This is a genomic window from Kutzneria sp. CA-103260 (assembly GCF_018263855.1).
Taxonomy (GTDB): domain Bacteria; phylum Actinomycetota; class Actinomycetes; order Mycobacteriales; family Pseudonocardiaceae; genus Kutzneria.
Window position 1 is genome coordinate 10,072,905 of the sequence record NZ_CP073318.1, and the last position, 17,307, is coordinate 10,090,211.

At 70.0% G+C, this 17,307-nt stretch carries 16 protein-coding genes; 8 read left to right on the plus strand and 8 right to left on the minus strand.

Features of this window, described 5'->3' with window-relative positions; genetic code table 11:
* Positions 1–39: 39 nt before the first annotated feature.
* Positions 40–597: a dihydrofolate reductase family protein gene (locus JJ691_RS45180; RefSeq protein WP_211765539.1), complete on the minus strand. Its 558-nt coding sequence runs from the start codon at positions 595–597 to the stop codon at positions 40–42.
* Between the two features lie 140 nt (positions 598–737).
* Between JJ691_RS45180 and JJ691_RS45185 the strand changes: the two genes are divergently transcribed.
* The 3 genes from JJ691_RS45185 to JJ691_RS45195 all read left to right on the plus strand — a co-directional run bounded on the left by JJ691_RS45185 (position 738) and on the right by JJ691_RS45195 (position 2,458).
* A complete protein-coding gene (locus JJ691_RS45185) occupies positions 738–1,097 on the plus strand; it encodes an SPW repeat domain-containing protein (protein WP_211765540.1) in 360 nt (119 codons plus the stop codon).
* Between the two features lie 27 nt (positions 1,098–1,124).
* Positions 1,125–1,694, plus strand: coding sequence for a TetR/AcrR family transcriptional regulator (locus JJ691_RS45190; RefSeq protein ID WP_211772133.1), 570 nt, complete (start codon positions 1,125–1,127; stop codon positions 1,692–1,694).
* A gap of 140 nt (positions 1,695–1,834) precedes the next feature.
* Positions 1,835–2,458, plus strand: a complete 624-nt coding sequence (locus JJ691_RS45195; RefSeq protein ID WP_249227441.1) for a response regulator transcription factor — start codon at positions 1,835–1,837, stop codon at positions 2,456–2,458.
* Positions 2,459–2,485: 27 nt separating this feature from the next.
* Here JJ691_RS45195 and mce read toward each other — a convergent pair whose 3' ends face one another.
* Entirely contained in the window at positions 2,486–2,935 is a 450-nt protein-coding gene (mce, locus tag JJ691_RS45200) for a methylmalonyl-CoA epimerase (protein WP_211765542.1), read from the minus strand.
* Positions 2,936–3,070: 135 nt separating this feature from the next.
* On the opposite strand from mce, the gene JJ691_RS45205 reads away from it, so the two are divergent.
* The 4 genes from JJ691_RS45205 to ku all read left to right on the plus strand — a co-directional run bounded on the left by JJ691_RS45205 (position 3,071) and on the right by ku (position 6,743).
* A complete protein-coding gene (locus tag JJ691_RS45205; RefSeq protein ID WP_211765543.1) occupies positions 3,071–4,258 on the plus strand; it encodes an acetyl-CoA C-acetyltransferase in 1,188 nt (395 codons plus the stop codon).
* Positions 4,258–5,226, plus strand: a complete 969-nt coding sequence (gene meaB, locus JJ691_RS45210; RefSeq protein ID WP_211765544.1) for a methylmalonyl Co-A mutase-associated GTPase MeaB — start codon at positions 4,258–4,260, stop codon at positions 5,224–5,226. Before JJ691_RS45205 ends, meaB begins: the two co-directional genes overlap by 1 nt.
* Before the next feature lie 184 nt (positions 5,227–5,410).
* A complete protein-coding gene (locus tag JJ691_RS45215) occupies positions 5,411–5,755 on the plus strand; it encodes a hypothetical protein (protein WP_211765545.1) in 345 nt (114 codons plus the stop codon).
* A gap of 112 nt (positions 5,756–5,867) precedes the next feature.
* The gene (gene ku, locus JJ691_RS45220) at positions 5,868–6,743 is read left to right on the plus strand and encodes a non-homologous end joining protein Ku (RefSeq protein ID WP_211765546.1); all 876 of its coding nucleotides are present in this window, start codon (positions 5,868–5,870) and stop codon (positions 6,741–6,743) included.
* A 549-nt stretch (positions 6,744–7,292) separates the two neighbouring features.
* Here the strand turns inward: ku and JJ691_RS45225 are convergent.
* From JJ691_RS45225 to JJ691_RS45250, 6 genes are all read right to left on the minus strand, one after another.
* The gene (locus JJ691_RS45225) at positions 7,293–8,777 is read right to left on the minus strand and encodes a phosphodiester glycosidase family protein (protein ID WP_211765547.1); all 1,485 of its coding nucleotides are present in this window, start codon (positions 8,775–8,777) and stop codon (positions 7,293–7,295) included.
* 72 nt (positions 8,778–8,849) lie between these two features.
* Complete coding sequence (locus JJ691_RS45230; protein ID WP_211765548.1) at positions 8,850–9,836, minus strand: ABC transporter substrate-binding protein; 987 nt, start codon at positions 9,834–9,836, stop codon at positions 8,850–8,852.
* A gap of 24 nt (positions 9,837–9,860) precedes the next feature.
* Positions 9,861–10,889, minus strand: coding sequence for an ABC transporter permease (locus tag JJ691_RS45235; protein ID WP_211765549.1), 1,029 nt, complete (start codon positions 10,887–10,889; stop codon positions 9,861–9,863).
* Positions 10,886–11,650: an ATP-binding cassette domain-containing protein gene (locus JJ691_RS45240; protein ID WP_211765550.1), complete on the minus strand. Its 765-nt coding sequence runs from the start codon at positions 11,648–11,650 to the stop codon at positions 10,886–10,888. The genes JJ691_RS45235 and JJ691_RS45240 overlap by 4 nt, the downstream gene beginning before the upstream one ends.
* Complete coding sequence (locus JJ691_RS45245) at positions 11,647–12,666, minus strand: class I mannose-6-phosphate isomerase (RefSeq protein WP_211765551.1); 1,020 nt, start codon at positions 12,664–12,666, stop codon at positions 11,647–11,649. Before JJ691_RS45245 ends, JJ691_RS45240 begins: the two co-directional genes overlap by 4 nt.
* A complete protein-coding gene (locus JJ691_RS45250) occupies positions 12,663–13,646 on the minus strand; it encodes a LacI family DNA-binding transcriptional regulator (RefSeq protein WP_211772134.1) in 984 nt (327 codons plus the stop codon). Before JJ691_RS45250 ends, JJ691_RS45245 begins: the two co-directional genes overlap by 4 nt.
* Positions 13,647–14,000: 354 nt before the next feature.
* Here JJ691_RS45250 and JJ691_RS45255 point away from each other — a divergent pair, with 354 nt between their 5' ends.
* Positions 14,001–17,294, plus strand: a complete 3,294-nt coding sequence (locus JJ691_RS45255; RefSeq protein ID WP_249227442.1) for a GH92 family glycosyl hydrolase — start codon at positions 14,001–14,003, stop codon at positions 17,292–17,294.
* The last annotated feature ends 13 nt before the right edge of the window (positions 17,295–17,307 follow it).

Sequence of the window (17,307 nt, forward strand, 5' to 3'; positions counted from 1 at the left end):
GTAACGATCCAGAACTACGGATGTGGCCCGGTTCACCCGTCAGCGTGTGTAGCGCAGCCGGACCACCCCGTTGCCGAAGCTCCGCGTGTCGGCGAGTGTCAGGCTGGAGCGGGCGTCGGTGGGCTGGAACATGGGGTGGCCGCGGCCGATGAGGACCGGGTGCACGTAGATCCAGTACTCGTCGATCAGGTCCAGGTCGCGGAAGGTCCGGGCCAGATCGGGGCCGCCGACCACCATGTCCCCGCCGGGCTGCCGCTGCAGTTCCCGGATCTCCTCGACGACCACCTCCCGTTTGACGGTGGCGTTGCACTCGGCGTGGTCGACGGTCCGGGAGAAGACGTATTTCGGCTTCGGCACCCAGATCGAGGCGAAATCGGCCATCAGCGGCGTCGCGTCCGGGTCGTCGGCGACACCCGACCAGGCCGCGGCCATCAGCTCGTGGGTGATGCGGCCGGTCAGGAACGCGCTCGCGTCCCGGAACTGGTCGTTCATGTGGGCCAGCAGCTCGTCGTCGGCGAGGGACCAGTCGATCTCGCGGTCCGGCCCCTCGAAGAAGCCGTCCAGGGACGTCGACAGCGAGAACACGATTTTCCGCATACGGCACGGTACGACGCGGCCCTGACAGTTCGAGGTAGTCGCAGGTCGGAGACCAGATGTCTACGCGGTCACAGTTCTTGACCGGCCGGCCAATCAAGGCGCATGATCAGTGCATCCCACGAGGATGTGGAGGGGTTCAAATGGCCAAGTCATGGACTAGGTGGCAGGACTGGACCGAGGTCGTGATCGGTGCGCTGGTGGCGCTCTCGCCGATCGTGGTGACGACCTCCGCGGCCGCGGCGTGGACGATGATCGTCCTCGGCGTGCTCGTCGTGCTCGACGGGCTGTGGTCGCTGGCGTCCCCCAGCCTGGTGGCCGGCGAGTGGGTGCAGATCGTCCTCGGCGTGCTGCTGTTCGTGGCACCCTGGGTGATGGGCTACACCGCGATGTCCGGCGCGTCCTGGGTCTCCTGGATCGGCGGCGTGCTGACCGTGCTCGCGGGCGCGGTGGCCCTGCCGGTGGCGACGTCCGCGCACCGCGGACTGGCTGGATCACACTGACGATGTGGTGAGGTGCGGGTGGCGGAGATGCCGGCCAGGGAACGAATCCTGACGGCGGCGGAGGAACTGTTCGCCGAGACCGGGTTCGAGGCCACCCCCACCTCCAGGATCGCCGAGCGGGCCGGCGTGCCCAAGGGGCTCGTGCACTACTACTTCAAACGCAAGCCGGATCTCCTTGTGGCGCTCGTCGAGCGGTTGCCCGACGAGCGCCTCGACCTGTCCGGGGTGGTCGTGGCCGACGACGTGGCCGGCAGCCTGCGCCGGCTGCTGGCCGAGCTGGACCGCCGCCGGCAGGAGTCGCTGGTGCTGAGCAGCCTGCTCTACCGCGAGGCCGACACCCACCACACCGTTCGGGACGCGTTGCAGGGCCGGTTCCGGCACCTGGTCGCGCTGATCCGCAAGGTGATCATGGCGGCCGGCAGCGAGGTCCAGTGCGAGGCCGACGTGGACAGCGCGGCCGAGCTGCTGGCGCTGGCGGTCAGCTACCAGCACTCGGTGGCCCGCCACGAGACCGAGCCCGATCCCGGCCGGGTGACGATGGAACGGGAGCTGGCCTTCATCGCCGACGCTCTCGCCCTGGGCGCCGGCGCTCCGTGAGTCCACCCGATCGGGTGGGATGTTCGCCTTTCCCTTTCGACCGCCGGGCCACGGAATTCCAGGCCGGTCGCGGAATGATCGGGTCAGCGCCGGCCGGGCCGGCGAGTTCGCTGCCTACGCTCGCCGTCGAGGTGATTTCCGTGAATCGACTGGTGGTCGCGGCCCACGCCGAGGATCCGATCACGCTCGGCGGGGTGCTCGGCTGTCTCGACGGCCGCCCCGACCTCACGGTCGTGCGCCACGGCCAGCGGCCGCGGCCGGACGTGCTGGTGGTGTGCGTGCCCGCGGTCAGCGGCCGCACGCTGGCCCTGCTCCGCCGCGTCGCCGAGACGGAGCCGACCAGGGTCGTGCTGGTGACCAGTCAGCTACGTGACGTGGACGTGCTGCCGTTGGTGGAACGGGGCGTGGTCGGCGTGCTGCCGATCGCGGCCGCCACGCCCGAGCGACTGGCCCGCGCGGTGTTCGCCGCCGCGGCCGGCCAGGGCCAGCTGCCGCCGACGCTGCTCGGGCAGCTGCTGGGCCAGATCGCCCAGGTGCAGCGGGACGTGCTGCGGCCACGGGGTCTGGTCGCCTCGGGCATGGCCGACCGCGAGCTGGACGTGGTGCGGCTGCTGGCCGAGGGCTTGGACTCCGGGCAGATCGGCCGCCGGCTCGGCATCAGCGAACGCGCCGTGAAGAACGTGATCGAGATGCTGCAACGTCGCCTGGGCCTGCGCAACCGGCCGCACGCCGTGGCGGCGGCGATGCGGTCCGGGCTGCTCTGAATCGGTTACGGGTCAGGGGTTTCTGAATCAATGCCCCTCGGCCGGCTGCACCAGCTCGACCAGCACGCCGCCGGCGTCCTTGGGGTGCACGAAGTTCACCCGGCTGTCGGAGGTGCCGCGCTTGGGCTTCTCGAACAGCACCCGCAGTCCCTTGGCCCGCAACGCGTCGCAGGCGGCGTCCACATCGGTCACCCGCAGCGCCAGCTGCTGCAGGCCAGGACCGCTGCGGTCGAGGAACTTGGCGATGGTGGAGTCCGGCCGCGACGGCGCGAGCAGCTGGATGGCCGCGCCCGTGGTGTCGCCGGGGGCCCGCAGCATCGCCTCCCGCACGCCCTGCTCCTCGTTGACCTCCTCGTGGGCGACTTCGAGCCCGAAGGTCTCCCGGTGGAAGGCGATCGCGGCGTCCAGGTCCGGCACCGCGATGCCGACGTGGTCGATGGCGGTCACGAGGTCGCCCAGTTCAGCGCGCAGAGTCATGCCACCGCAGGGTAGTAGCCTCAAATCCCGTTATCACTAGTCATGCTGGTTGTGCGGCTACTCACAGCCGCGCGCAAAGCTACCGGCCGGTATGGTCCACAAGACCAACCGCCCGCATCGCCGCTGGAGGCTGTCGTGTCCGGTTCCGTCATCGTCGCGGGGGCCCGCACCCCGATGGGACGACTGCTCGGCTCGCTCAAGGACTTCTCCGGAGCCCAACTCGGTGGCGTCGCCATCAAGGGCGCGCTGGAACGAGCCGGGGTCCGACCCGACCAGGTCGAATACGTGATCATGGGTCAGGTTCTGACCGCGGGCGCCGGCCAGATCCCGGCCCGGCAGGCCGCGGTGGCCGCCGGCATCCCGATGGACGTGCCCGCGCTGACCATCAACAAGGTGTGCCTGTCCGGCATCGACGCGATCGCCCTGGCCGACCAGCTGATCCGGGCCGGCGAGTTCGACATCGTGGTGGCCGGCGGCCAGGAGTCCATGACCCAGGCCCCGCACCTGCTGCCCAAGTCCCGTGCCGGCTTCAAGTACGGCGACGTCACGCTGCAGGACCACATGGCCTACGACGGCCTGTTCTGCGCGTTCGACCAGGTCGCGATGGGCTCGTCCACCGAGAAGTACAACTCCCGCTACGGCCTGACCCGCGAGGAGCAGGACGCGTTCTCGGCCCGCTCGCACCAGCGCGCGGCCGAGGCGGCCCGCAACGGCGTCTTCGACGACGAGGTCGTGCCGGTGGCGATCCCGCAGCGCAAGGGCGACCCGGTGCTGTTCAGCACCGACGAGGGCGTGCGCGGCGACACCACCGTGGAGACGCTGGCCAAGCTGCGGCCGGCGTTCGCCTCCGACGGCACCATCACCGCCGGCTCCGCCTCGCAGATCTCCGACGGCGCCGCCGCGGTCGTGGTGATGAGCAAGGCCAAGGCCGAGGAGCTGGGCCTGAGCTGGCTGGCCGAGATCGGCGCGCACGGCGTGGTCGCCGGCCCCGACGCCAGCCTGCACGAGCAGCCGTCCAACGCCATTCGCAAGGCCTGCGCCAAGGAGGGCATCGACCCGGCCGACCTGGACCTGGTCGAGATCAACGAGGCCTTCGCCGCGGTCGGCGTGGTGTCGGCCCGCAAGCTCGGCCTGTCCGAGGACAAGGTCAACGTGAACGGCGGCGCCATCGCGCTGGGTCACCCGATCGGCATGTCCGGCGCCCGTATCGCGCTGCACCTGGCGCTGGAGCTCAAGCGCCGCGGCGGCGGGGTCGGCGCGGCCGCGCTGTGCGGTGGCGGCGGCCAGGGTGACGCGTTGATCGTTCGCGTGCCCAAGAACTAGTGACCCGAACCGTCGACGTGCCCGACCTGGTCTCTCGGGCCAGGTCGGGCGAGCCGCGGGCGGTCGCGCGGCTGATCTCGCTCGTCGAGGACGCCAGCCCGCACCTGCGGGAAGTGGCCGCCGCGCTCGGCCCGCACACCGGCCGGGCGTGGGTGGTCGGCCTCACCGGCGCGCCCGGCGTCGGCAAGTCGACGATGACCTCCCAGCTGGTGACCGCGTTGCGGCGCAAGGAACTTCGCGTCGGCGTGCTGGCCGTGGACCCGTCCTCGCCGTTCTCCGGCGGGGCGCTGCTCGGCGACCGGGTGCGGATGCAGGAGCACGCCACCGACGCCGGCGTGTTCATCCGGTCGATGGCCAGCCGCGGGCATCTCGGCGGGCTGTCCTGGGCCACGCCGCAGGCGCTGCGGGTGCTCGACGCCGCCGGCTGCGACGTGGTGCTGATCGAGACCGTCGGCGTCGGGCAGTCCGAGGTCGAGGTGGCCGGGCTGGCCGACACCACGCTGGTGCTGGTCGCGCCGGGCATGGGCGACGGCATCCAGGCGGCCAAGGCCGGCATCCTGGAGATCGCCGACGTTTTCGTGGTGAACAAGGCCGACCGGGACGGCGCCGATCGGACCGTCCGGGAGCTCAAGCACGGACTGTCGCTGGCCCGCCGCGAACGGCTCGGCCCCAGCTGGCGGCCACCAGTGGTGCGGGCCGTCGCCGCTCAGGGCGAGGGCCTGGACGAGCTGGTGGAGGCCATCGACAAGCACCACCAGTGGCTGGTCGACCGGGGTGAGCTGGAGCAGCGCCGACAGGCCCGCGCCGCCGCCGAGGTCGAGGCCATCGCGTTGGCCCACCTGCGTTCCCGCATCGGCGACCTTCGCGGCGGCACCGCCCTGAGCCAGCTGGCCAAACGCGTCGCCGCCGGCGAAGTCGACCCCTACGCCGCCGCCGACGACCTCATCGCCGGCCTCTCCACCCCCTGACCCCGCCCCTCCCTTTTTTCGCCACATGTGGTCCACATGTAGCTCTGGGAGTCGACTGTGGCGCACATGTGGCGTTTGCTGGTGCGAATGGCGCTGGGTGGGTGGTGGTGGACCGGTCTGGTGGCGGGGGTGGTGTCGGTGAGTCGGCGAGCTTGATCCAACCGGCGGTGGCAGGATGTCGCGGGTGACCAGTGCTCCGATCCTGCCCGCGACGGTGGCGGCAGCCCACCTCAAGTCGTGCGCGGCCGAGTTGGCCGGGGCCGAGTTCAACGGCATGGACGACGTGCAGGCGATCGTGCCGGTGCTGGCGCGGGCCCAGCGGCAACTGGCGGTCGCGCTGGGCAACCTGGCCCGTCACGCGGATGGTGGCCCGGCAGGTGGCGCAGGGGTCATCGACCTGTCGGCGGCGGTGACTGCGCTGGCCGAAGTACTGTGTGCTGCGTCCGACGCCGCCGACGCTACGGCGGATGCTCTCGACGAGTCCTTGCCGCTGCTGGAAAGTCTCGCCGACGGCGACACCCGTTCGTAGCAGCAACGCCGTCGTTTTCGCCGATTACCCTGGACCGCAAGCGTTTTCGAGCGCCACCGAGGTGCTTCCCCCGCCGTTGTTGACGTGGCCAGCCGTCGAGGAGGGGTCGACTGTGCGCAGCTTCTGGAAGGGCAGCATCGGATTCGGGCTCGTGAGCATTCCCGTCAAGGCGTACAAGGCGACTGAGGAGCATGGGCTCGGGCTGCGCCAGGTGCACGCCGTCGACGGCGGACGGATCCGGCTGACCCGGCACTGTGAGATCGACGGCGCCGAGGTGCCGGCGGCCGAGGTGGGGCGGGCCGCGGAGACCGGCGGCGGGGACGTCGTGCTGATCACCGACGAGGATCTGGCCACGCTGCCGGTGCCGACGCTGCGCACCATCGCCGTGCACGCCTTCGCCCCGCCCGAGCAGATCGACTCGCTGTGCCTGTCCCGCGGCTACTACCTGGAGCCCGACACCAACGGCGTCCGCCCGTACGTCCTGTTCGCCGAGGCGCTGCGCCGGTCGGGCAAGGTCGCGGTGATCAAGGTGGCCTTCCGGCAGCGGGAGACCATGGGCGTGGTGCGGGTCCGCGACGGCGTGCTCGTGCTGGAGACGATGGTGTGGCCCAACGAGATCCGCACCCCGGACTTTCCCTTCCTGGACGAGGACGTGGACGTCCGGCTGCCGGAGCTCAAGGCCGCCACCGCGTTGATCGACTGCCTGACCCGGGACTTCGATCCGGCCGAGCACGCCGACGCGTACCGCGAGGCCCTGGACGAGCTGATCGAGGCCAAGGCCGCCGGCAACGAGGTGATCCGGCCAGAGGTGCCGATCCAGCCCAACGGCTCGGGGGACCTGCTGACGGCGCTGGAGGCGAGCCTGAAAGCGTTGGAGCCCAAGGGATCCGGTTCGGTGCGGCGGGCCCGGGCCGCCGCCAAGAAGGCCGGCGAGGCCGCCGACCGCGCCCACAAGGCCGCCCGCACCGCCACCAAATCCCGCCGCTAGCACCCCGGCAGACCCCGTGACTCACGCTTCAGACACACCGAATGTAGGTTTCGGGCACGCCAGTCCACTGTGGACAATCGGCGTGTTGATGCTGCGGAAGCCCGTGTGCGTACCGGGGCGGGCACGGGCTTTCCCTTGTCGGGGCAGCAGGTTTCGCGGCCGTTCCGGTGCTGGTCAGTGACCCGGAAGCGAACAAAAGGGGTGTGGGCCCGGTCAGATGTGAACGATTCCGATCAACTCGTGCTGGCGCCCGGCGTGACAAGGGGTTACGCGACACTCCTGACCGCGGCGACCACCACAATTCTGCTCGTGGCGGCGATCTGGCTGTCGACCCAGGTGCGACCCGGCCCGCTGTGGCACGCGGTGGCGCTATTCGCCCACCTGGCCCCTCGCTGGTCGGGGCTGGGGATCCTGGTCGCGAGCGGCACCCTGCTCCAGCCCAACCTTCGGTCGCCGGTGACGTTGGGGAAGCTGAGTGCCGGGTTGTGGGCAGAAGAGTTTCTGCCCACAACCGCATTTCGGTGTGACGCTAAGCGGGACTCGCGGGGGTTAGTGGGGGAGGATGAGGAGGGCGTCGCCGATGGGGCGTTCGCCGGTGGCGTCGGACGGGGAGGTGACGAGCTTTCCGTTGACAGCCATGGCAGTTGAGCCGCCGCCGTCGAGGTTCATGGCCTGGACCGCACCCAGGCCGGCGAGCATCCGAGCGCCTTCCAGCACGGAGAATCCCTCGCTGTAGCCGGGCTGCCGGCCGTCCACGGTCACGATGATCAGACGCCCCGAGCGGTCGAGGCCGACCATGGTGCGGGGGTTGCGCTTGATGGCCCAGCCGTAGAGGTACGAGGGATCGCCGGGGTGGGAAACGCCGTCGGCCACGGCATCCACCGACACGCGGCCGTCGCGCACCAGCCACGGGCCGCCGTTCAGAACCCCTTGGGCTTGAACGGTTCGCCCGCGCTGGTCCACGACCCGAGAGTCGAGGCGCAGCTTGGCACCGGGCTGGGCGTGGGCGGAAAGCCACGCGGCCCCGGTCCCGATGCCTTGCAGCACATGGCCATTCGCCGGCACATCCCCACCCCGGGGCTGCAACGCCGTCACAACGCCGTGTGCGTCGAGCACGGCCTGCACGCCATCGCCGGCGGGCGTCGACGTGCCGAGTTGGGGCGTGAACAGCACCAGCTCGTTGGGATTGGCGCAGGTGGTGTCGTGCAACGGCTTGGACGTCGGCTGGTCGCCGGGCTCGCCGCAGTTGCGGATGATGCCGGGCTTTCGGTTGACGCCGTTGACGGTCATGCCGTTCACGGTGACCTGGGTCCGCAGGCTGCCGATCGACGGCCGCTGACCGAGGGCCAGTTCGACCCGGCCGTCGGTGGCCTCGCTCTGGAGTTGGCCGTCGTAGACGCCGAGCCCCGCGGCCTCACCCGGGATGCCGTCGGCCGGGTCGATGACGAAGAACCCGCCGTTCACGCCGACCAGCGCCCCGGCCGCGGCGGCCAGCGACGAGGTGGTGCGGCGGCCGGTGGCCGACGGGCCGTGGGTGGCGACGACCTGGCCGGTGAACCGCCGTGGGTCGACGACGGCGACCTTGACGTGCTCCGGGCCCTGCGACTGCGGGCCGTCCTGGCCGGTCCACTCGGTGGTGACGGTGAAGCCCGCCGCCTTCATCGCAGCTGCGGTCGAAGCGGCCGCGGCCTGCGAGGAGAACGACCCGACCCGAACCCGCCAGCCCAGCGCCCCGCGCGGCGAATCCGCGAACGCCGGCCAGTCGACTTCCTCGGCCCGGGCGGCGAAACCCTTGGCGGACAAGGCTTGCACCAGGGCCTGCGCATGATCCTGGGTGCCCAGGGCCGCCGGCGGGGCATCCGGGTCCTGGCTGGAGCTCGGCACGGCCACGGTGACGGTCCAGCTGTTGTGGCCGGTGCCCTGGCCCAGCGTCACGGACCAGACCTCGACCCCCGGGGCCAGCACCTCGACGGGAGCGGCCGGCGGGTTCACACCCAGCACCAGCGCGCCGGTCAGCAGCAGCTTGGTCAGCACAGAGGGAAAATAGCCGGTGAGGGGCCGGAATCCGACCCCTCACCGGGACTGTTCAGCTGAAAGCCACCTGGGTCAGGAGCAGCTGGACTTGTAGAAGTACTTGGACTGCTGGTCCATGTTGTCCTTGGTGATCGACACCAGGTCGGTGGCGATGTTGCGGGTCACCGAACCGCCGGTCAGCGAGGCGACCGCCTGGTCCACGCCGTCCTTGCCGATGGTCGCCGGGTCCTGGGCGATCAGCGCCTGGAAGCTGCCGTCCTTGAGGTCGCTGACCTCCTTGGGGCTGGCGTCGAAGCCGACCAGGTTGACCGCGCCGGTCTTGCCGGCGGTGCGCAGACCGGTGGCCGCGCCCTCGCCGGTGTTCAGGTTGGTGGCGAAGATGCCGATCAGGTCGGGCGTGCTGGACAGGGTCGCCGTCACCTTGGACGCCGACTGGGCGGCGTCGTTGTCGGTGTACTGCTGCCCGACGTAGCTGAGGTTCGGGTACTTGGCGATCTCCTCCTTGAAGCCCTTCTCCCGAGCGTCGGTGGTGGAGGTGCCGGCGGTGGTGTTGAGCACCAGCACCGAGCCCTTCTTGTCACCGACGAGCTTGGCGAGCGTGTCGGCGGCCAGTTTGCCGCCCTGCTCATTGTTGGAGGAGATGGACGACGCCGAGATGGAGGTGTCCTGCAAGGAGGTGTCGACCTCGACGACCTTCACGCCCGCGTCCTTGAGCTGCTTCATCGGAGCGGCCATGGCCTTGTCGTCGGTGGGCGCGATCAGCACCGCCGCCGGCTTGTTGGCCAGCACGCCGGTGACGATCGGCGTCTGGTCGGCCGGGTCGAACTTCTGCGGGGCCTGGGTCTTGATGGTGTAGCCCTTGGCCTTCGCCTCGGCCTCGGCCCCGCACTGCATGGAGATGTAGAACGGCTCGGCGGTGATGCCCGGGATCAGCACCAGGCTCTTGTTGTCCGAAGAGGACGATCCGGAGGACTGTCCGACCTGCCCGGCGCACGCCGTGGCGAGCAGCGACACGGCCGCCAGCGCGGCGAGGCCGGTGATCCTTCTGGTGTCTGTCATCGTTGATAGACCTTTCCTTGCCAGTCAGCGCTGGTTGCGTGCCTTGCGGCGGGTCTGGTCGAACCAGACGGCCGCCACCAGCACGATCGCGACCGCGATGGGCTGCCAGAACTGGTTCACCTGGATGATGGTGAGGCCCTTGCTGAGCACCGCCGGGATGAAAACGCCGATCACCGTGCCGATGACCGACCCCACGCCACCGAAGACACTGGTGCCACCGAGCACCACGCCGGCGATCGCGTTCAGGTTGTCCGTGCTGTGGCTGGTCAACGTGGTGGTGGTGAAGTGGGCCAGCGACATGAAGCCGGCCAGCCCGGACAGGCCGCCGGCCAGCACGTACACCAGCACCAGGTGCCGGGTCACGCTGATGCCGGTGCGCTGCGCGGCCACCTCGTTCGAACCGATGGCGTACGTGTAGCGGCCGAAGCGAGTGGTGCTCAGCAGCCAGGCGCCGATCGCGGTCACCAGCGCCGCGAAGATCACCATGGTCGGGACTCCGCCGAGCAGGGTGCCGAAGCCCAGCGAGTCCCGCAGGGTGTCCGGCACGCTGCGCACGTCGGAACCGCCGGTGAGCAGCTCGGCGGCGCCGAGCGCGGCGCCGAACGAGCCGAGCGTCACGATCAGCGGCGGGATCTTGGCCTTAGCGATGAGTAGCCCGTTGAGTACACCCCACGCGCAGCCGCTGACGATCGCGACGATGCCGCCGACGATGACCACACCCCAGCCGCCGTTGGTGGAGTCGCCGCCGCACATCGCGTTCATGGTCAGGGCCGACGTGACGCCGGAGAAGACCAGCACCGAGCCGACGGACAGGTCGATACCGGACGTGACGATCACGAACGTCATGCCGACCGACAAGACCAGCAGCACCGCGGTCTCGATCAGCAGCTGCTGGAAGTTGAACAGGTTCAGGACCCCGGTCGGGTTGATGGCGCCGAACACGACGATCACCGCCAGCAGGACCAGCCCGATCCACAGCGTGTTCGCGCCGGCCAACCGCTTGGCCAGCGAGCGCTGCTCCTGCTTCGGGGCTTGTTCGGTCACTGTGCTCACGATGCGTCCTCCTGCATCAGCGCGCCGGTCATCGCGCCGACGAGGTCCTCCAACGACGCCTCGGACGCCTTGAACCGGGCCACCCGCTTGCCCAGCCGCAGCACCTCGACGCGGTCCGACACCGACAGCACCTCGGGCATGTTGTGGCTGATCAGCACCACGCCGATGCCCTGGTCCCGGACCTTGCGGATCACGTCCAGCACCCGCTCCCGCTGCACCACGCCGAGCGCGGCGGTCGGCTCGTCCATGAACACGACCTTGCTGGCCCACACCACCGACCGGGCCACGGCCACGCTCTGCCGCTGCCCGCCGGACAGTGCCCCGATCGGCACGTCCACGCTCTGCAGCGTGACGCCCAGCCGGGAGAACTCCTCACTGGCCCGCCGGCGCATCTCGGCCTTGTCCAGCATGCCGAGCGCGCCGAGCAGGCCCTTGCGCTTGATCTCCCGGCCCAGGTACAGGTTGGCCGCCGGGTCCAGGTCGGGCGCGACGGCCAGGTCCTGGTACACCGTCTCGATGCCCAGCGAGCGGGCGACGGTCGGCGAGTCCAGGTGGATCTCCTTGCCGTCCAACAGGATCTGGCCCGAGTCGGGCTGCTCCGCGCCGGACAGGCACTTGATGAACGTGGACTTGCCGGCGCCGTTGTCGCCGATCAGCGAGACGACCTCGCCCGCGGACACCGCGAACGAGGCCCCACGCAGCGCTTCGACGCTGCCGTAGTGCTTGACGAGCGACTTCGCCTCCAGCAGCGGCGTGCTCACGTGCGCACCTCCGGGGGTAGACACCGGACGGCGACCACTCCACCGTCCAACTTGGACGATCCGGCCGAGTGGGGCACCACGAACGTGTCCCCGCGCCGCACGGCGATCGGGTCGCCGCCCTCGACGTGCAGCCGGCCCTCGCCCTCCAACGCGACCAGCACGGCGAAGGACGGGGCCAGCTCGACCGCGGAGTCGGCGTGCAGCCGCTGGGCGCGGAAGAAGTCGCTGTTGGGCAACAGGTCCACGACCGGCTCGCGGCGCTCGGCGGTGTGCTTGACGATCGTGTCCAGCCGGCCCGCGTCCCAGCCGGAGAAGTCCAGCGCCCGCAACGCGGTGGCCTGGCCGAGACCCAGGTGCCAGGAGTCCGGCCCGTCCAGGAAGCCCTGCCACTCGATGGTGATGGAGAAGTCGGTCGGCTGCTGGAGCTCGACGATGAACACGCCCTCGCCGATGGCGTGCGGCAGGCCGGCCGGGATGAACACCGTGTCGCCGGCCTTGACCGGCACTGTGTTCAGCGCGTCCAGCATGGCCTTGCGGTCCTGAGTGGTCACCCAGTTGTCGACCACGGCCGGGTCGGCGTCGGCCTTGAATCCGATGTGGACGGTTGGGTTCGGGCCGGTGGTGCCGACCACGATCCAGGCCTCGGTCTTGCCGTGCCGGCAGTTCAGGTGGTCGGCCGCGAACGCGTCGGTCGGGTGGTAGTGCACCGGCAGCCGCTGGCCCGCGTCCAGCAGCTTCACCAGTAACGCCGTGTCCGCCCCGTACTCGGCGACGTGCTCCGCCCCCAGCCAGGCGGTCGGGTCGGCCGCCACCGCGTCCCGCAGCAGAGTGCCGTCGGGCAGCGGCGACAGACCCGCCTGCTTGCCGAACTGGGTGGTGATCGAACCGACCCAGTCCTCGGGGCCGAAGTCGGCGGTGGCCGCCAGGCCGCGCAGCTCGGCGATCGCCGCGCCGCCCCGGTAGAACTGCCGGGGCTGGTTGGCGGCCAACCGGACGGGCCGCAAAACATCACTCACGGTCGCATTTCTCCTGATCCACGGGGTACCAAACGCACCGGTAGCACGACCCGCCGCGGCGGGGAGGTGTCCCCGTCGAGGCGGGAGAACAGCAGTTCGGCGGCGGCCTTGCCGATAGCGCTCGCGTCGTGCGCGATCACTGTCACCGGCGGGTCGATCAGGTCGGCCAGCTCGAAGTCGTCGAAGCCGACCAGGGCGGGGCGGTTGGGTCTGCCGGCCAGCACCCGCAACAAGTGCACGGTGATCCGGTTGTTGCCGGCGACCACGGCGGTGGCCGGCTGGCGGTGCTCGCCGATGCGGCGCAGCACCTCGGCGATGCCCCGCTCGTCGTGCGGGCCCATCGCCACCAGGTCCTCGTCGTAGCGGATGCCGGCGCGCACGCAGCCCTCGCGGAAGCCGCGCAGCCGCTCGTTGGCGGTGAAGATGTCCGGGGCGTCGCCGAGGAAGGCGATGCGGTTGTGGCCGTGCGCGGCCAGGTGGCGCACGGCGAGCACGGTGCCGCCGATGTTGTCCACCAGCACGGTGTCGGCGACGACGTCGCCGGCCGGCCGGTCCAGGAACACCACCGGCATGCCGGCGCGCATCTCCGGCACCAGGTAACCGTGCTGCATGCCGGCCGGCACCACGAGCATGCCGTCCACCCGGCGGGCGCAGAACTCCAGGGCCAGCTCGCGCTCGCGGCCCGGGTCCTCGTCGGACGAGCCGGTCAGCACCTGTCGGCCGTACTGTCGCGCGACTTCCTCGACGGCCCGGGTGATGCCGGAGTAGAAGGGGTTGCCGACGTCCTCCAGGACCATGCCGATGGTGCCGGTGGACGAACCGCGGCGCAGGTTGCGGGCGCCCAGGTTGCGGCGGAACCCGAGTTGGTCGATGGCCGCCAGCACGCGCTCGGCGGTGGCGGGATGCACTCCCGGCTCGTCGTTGACCACCCGGGAGACCGTTTTGATGCTGACCCCGGCCAGCCTCGCCACGTCGCTCATGGTGGCGCGGCGGACCCGTCGTGGACCGAGGCTCGACAACGTTGTCATGATGGCGCGATCTCACCGGATCCACACACGGCTTGTCAATGGTTGTGAACCGGTCAAGAACAAAGAGCGGGGCGCACCGTCATCCGGCCCGTTTTCGCTGTTCACACTGTTAATGTCCGTTGTTGCTGCATACGGCGGCATGTCGTTGTCCGGAAGCAGACAGGCTGGCAGATGACGTCTTGACGCAGAACCAACACGCTCCGCAGTGTTGCCCCGGGTCGAGCGGACCTGCCGGGCGTCGCGACAAGGTTGTCACGCCTGCCGCTCGACGAACGTGCGTTCGAGCCACGGGAGGCGACCGCCAAGATGTTCGGAGTCCCGAGACGGCGCTGGCGCGCCGCGGCCGTGATCGGCACGGCGCTGGCGATGGTGGTGTCGCCGTTCATGGCCACCGCCGCGACGGCCGCGCCCACGCCGAAGGCCCAGGATCTTGCCCAGTGGGTTGATCCCTACATCGGAACCCAGCCCGGTGACGCCGACATGGGCACCGGCGGCGGGGCCGCCAACACCTACCCGGGCGCGGACGTGCCGTTCGGCATGGTGCAGTGGAGCCCGGACACCGTCACCCTCCAGCACGGCGGGTACTACTACCAGGACAACCGGATCAAGGGCTTCAGCCTGACCCACCTGTCCGGCGCGGGCTGTGACACCTACCAGGACATCCCGTTCATGCCGGTGGTCGGCGACATCACCGACTCGCCCGCGGCCAACCCGATGAAGTACATCTCCACCTTCTCGCACAGCAACGAGAAGGTGACCGCCGGCTCCTACGGGGTGAACCTGGACAACGGGGCCAAGGTGGAGCTGAGCACCACCCAGCGCACCGGCGCCGGCCGCTTCACCTGGCCGGTCGGGCCGACGTCCACGCTGCTGGTCAACGTCTCCGGCTCGATCATGGGCACCGACGACGCCTCGGTCACCATCGGCAAGAACTACATCAGCGGCTACGCGGCCAGCGGCCACTTCTGCGGGGCCAGCGACCACTACCGGGTGTACTTCTACGCCCAGTTCGACCAGAACTTCGCCAGCACCGGCACCTGGCACAACGGCGCCGTCACGCCCGGCAAGGACACCGAGCGCGGCATGTCCGAGCCCAAGGCCCCGGTGACCAGCGCCCCCAACACGGCCGACCCCACGGCGGCCAAGGCCAAGGCCGACGTCAAGTCGCAGTCGGTGAAGCCCCAGGACACCACGGTTTCCGGGCCCGGCAGCGGCGCGTACGTCACCTTCGACAACACGAAGTCCCCGACCGTCAACGTGAAGGTCGGCGTCTCCTTCGTGTCGGTCGACGGGGCCAAGGGCAACATCAAGGCGGAGAACCCGAACAAAACCTTCGACCAGGTCTCCGCGGCGGCCCGGGCGGCGTGGAACAGCCGGCTCAACCAGATCGCGGTGACCGGCGGGACCAACGACCAGAAGACCATCTTCTACACCGCGCTGTACCACTCCCTGTTGCAGCCCAACGTGTTCTCCGACTCGGACGGGCAGTACCCGGGCTTCGACGGCCAGATCCACAAGGCCGCCAAGGGACACGCGATATACACCAACTTCTCGGGTTGGGACATCTACAGATCCGAGACCCAGCTACTGGCTCTGCTGGCGCCGAACGAGACCTCGGACATCGCCAACTCGATGGTGCAGTTCGCCGCGCAGGGCGGGTCCTGGGACCGCTGGACGGTCGCCAACGACTACACCGGCGTGATGAACGGCGACCCGTACCACATCATCGTGTCCACGGCGTATGCCTTCGGGGCCAAGAACTTCGACGCCAACCAGGCGCTGCTGCTGATGGAGCGGGGCGCGACCCAGCCGACCGTCGGCTACGACGAGCGGCCCGGCCTGGCCAACTACCTGAAGCTCGGCTACGTGCCCGGCGTCGCCTCCGACACCCTGGAGTACACCAGCGCCGACTTCTCCATCGCGCAGCTGGCCCGCCGGCTCGGCGACTCGGCCACGTACAACACCTTCATCAAGCGGGCCCAGAACTGGCAGAACCTGTACAACCCGGCCACCGGCTACCTCCAGCCGCGCAGCGCCAACGGCTCGTTCGGCAGCCCGTTCAACCCGGCCGACCCCGGCGGCTACACCGAGGGCAACGGCTCGCAGTACACGTGGATGGTGCCGTACAACTACAGCGGCCTGATCACCGCGCTGGGCGGCGACGACGCCGTGAACAAGCGGCTGGACGACTTCTTCACCAAGCTCAACGCCGGCCCCAGCGACCCGCACGCGTTCCTGGGCAACGAGCCCACGCTGGAGACGCCGTGGATCTACGACTTCAGCGGGCAGCCCTACAAGGCGCAGGCGCTGGTCAACCAGATCCGCCAGCAGATCTGGAAGGCCGGGCCCAACGGCCTGGTCGGCAACGACGACCTGGGTGAGATGTCGTCCTGGTACGTGTGGGCCTCGCTGGGCATGTACCCGGAGATCCCGGGCCGCGCCGAGATGACCCTCAACACGCCGGAGTTCACCAGCGCCGTGATCACCCGGCCGGGCGGCCAGAAGATCACCATCAACGCCCCGGGCGCGTCCACCTCGACGCCGTACATCAGTTCGCTGAAGCTCAACGGCCAGGCGTGGACCAAGCCGTGGCTGCCCGAGTCGTTCGTCAACACCGGTGGCACGCTGGACTTCTCGCTGTCGTCCACGCCGAACACCAGTTGGGGCGCGGACCACGCCGACGCGCCGCCGTCGTTCACCGACGGGGCCGTCAACCAGAGCACCTTCGTCGATCCGTCCCGGGTCGTCGCGCCGGGCGGCGGCACCGCCACCGCCAACGTCGGCGTGCAGGACCTCTCCGGGCAGGGCAGCAAGGTCCACTGGACCGCCACCGCGCCGGCCGGGCTGACCATCACCCCGTCCTCCGGTGACCTCACCACCGATCCCGGTGGTAAGGCCAGCGCTCCGGTGACGATCTCGGTCGCGGCCGGCACCGCCGAGCAGACCTACAACATCCCGATCTCCTACACCGCCAACGGAACCGCCATCAACGGCTCCACCCTGGCCGTGCTGGTGGCCCAGCCCGGCAGTCTCCGGGCCACCTACAACAACGTCGGCACCTCACCCGACGACAACCAGCAGATCGGCAACTACGACGGCGGCGGCTGGAGCTACTCCCGCAACGCCCTGGCCGCCAAGGGCGTGAACCCCGGCTCGACCGTCACCGACTCCGACGGGCTGAAGTTCGTGTGGCCCAACGTCCCCGTCGGCGAGCTCGACAACGTCAACGCCGGCGGCCAGACCATCAACGTCGACGGGCCGGCCGGGGCCACCCAGCTGTCCCTGCTCGGCAGCGCCGGCAACGGCAACGCCTCCGGCAACCTGACCGTCACCTACACCGACGGCACCACCCAGACCGCCTCCGTCGGCTTGTCCGACTGGGCCCTGGGCGGTGGCGGCGCGCCGGTGGCGTACGGGAACCGGACCGTCGTCTCCATGCCGTACCGCAATGCCGGCGGCGGCACCTCCCAGCAGCTCAACGTCTTCCTCTTCGCCACCGCCCCCATCGCCCTGCAGGCCGGCAAGCAGGTCAAGAGCATCACCCTGCCGGGCACCATCCAGGGCGGCACTTTCCACGTGTTCAGCATCGCGCTGGGCTGAGCACGTCCAGAAC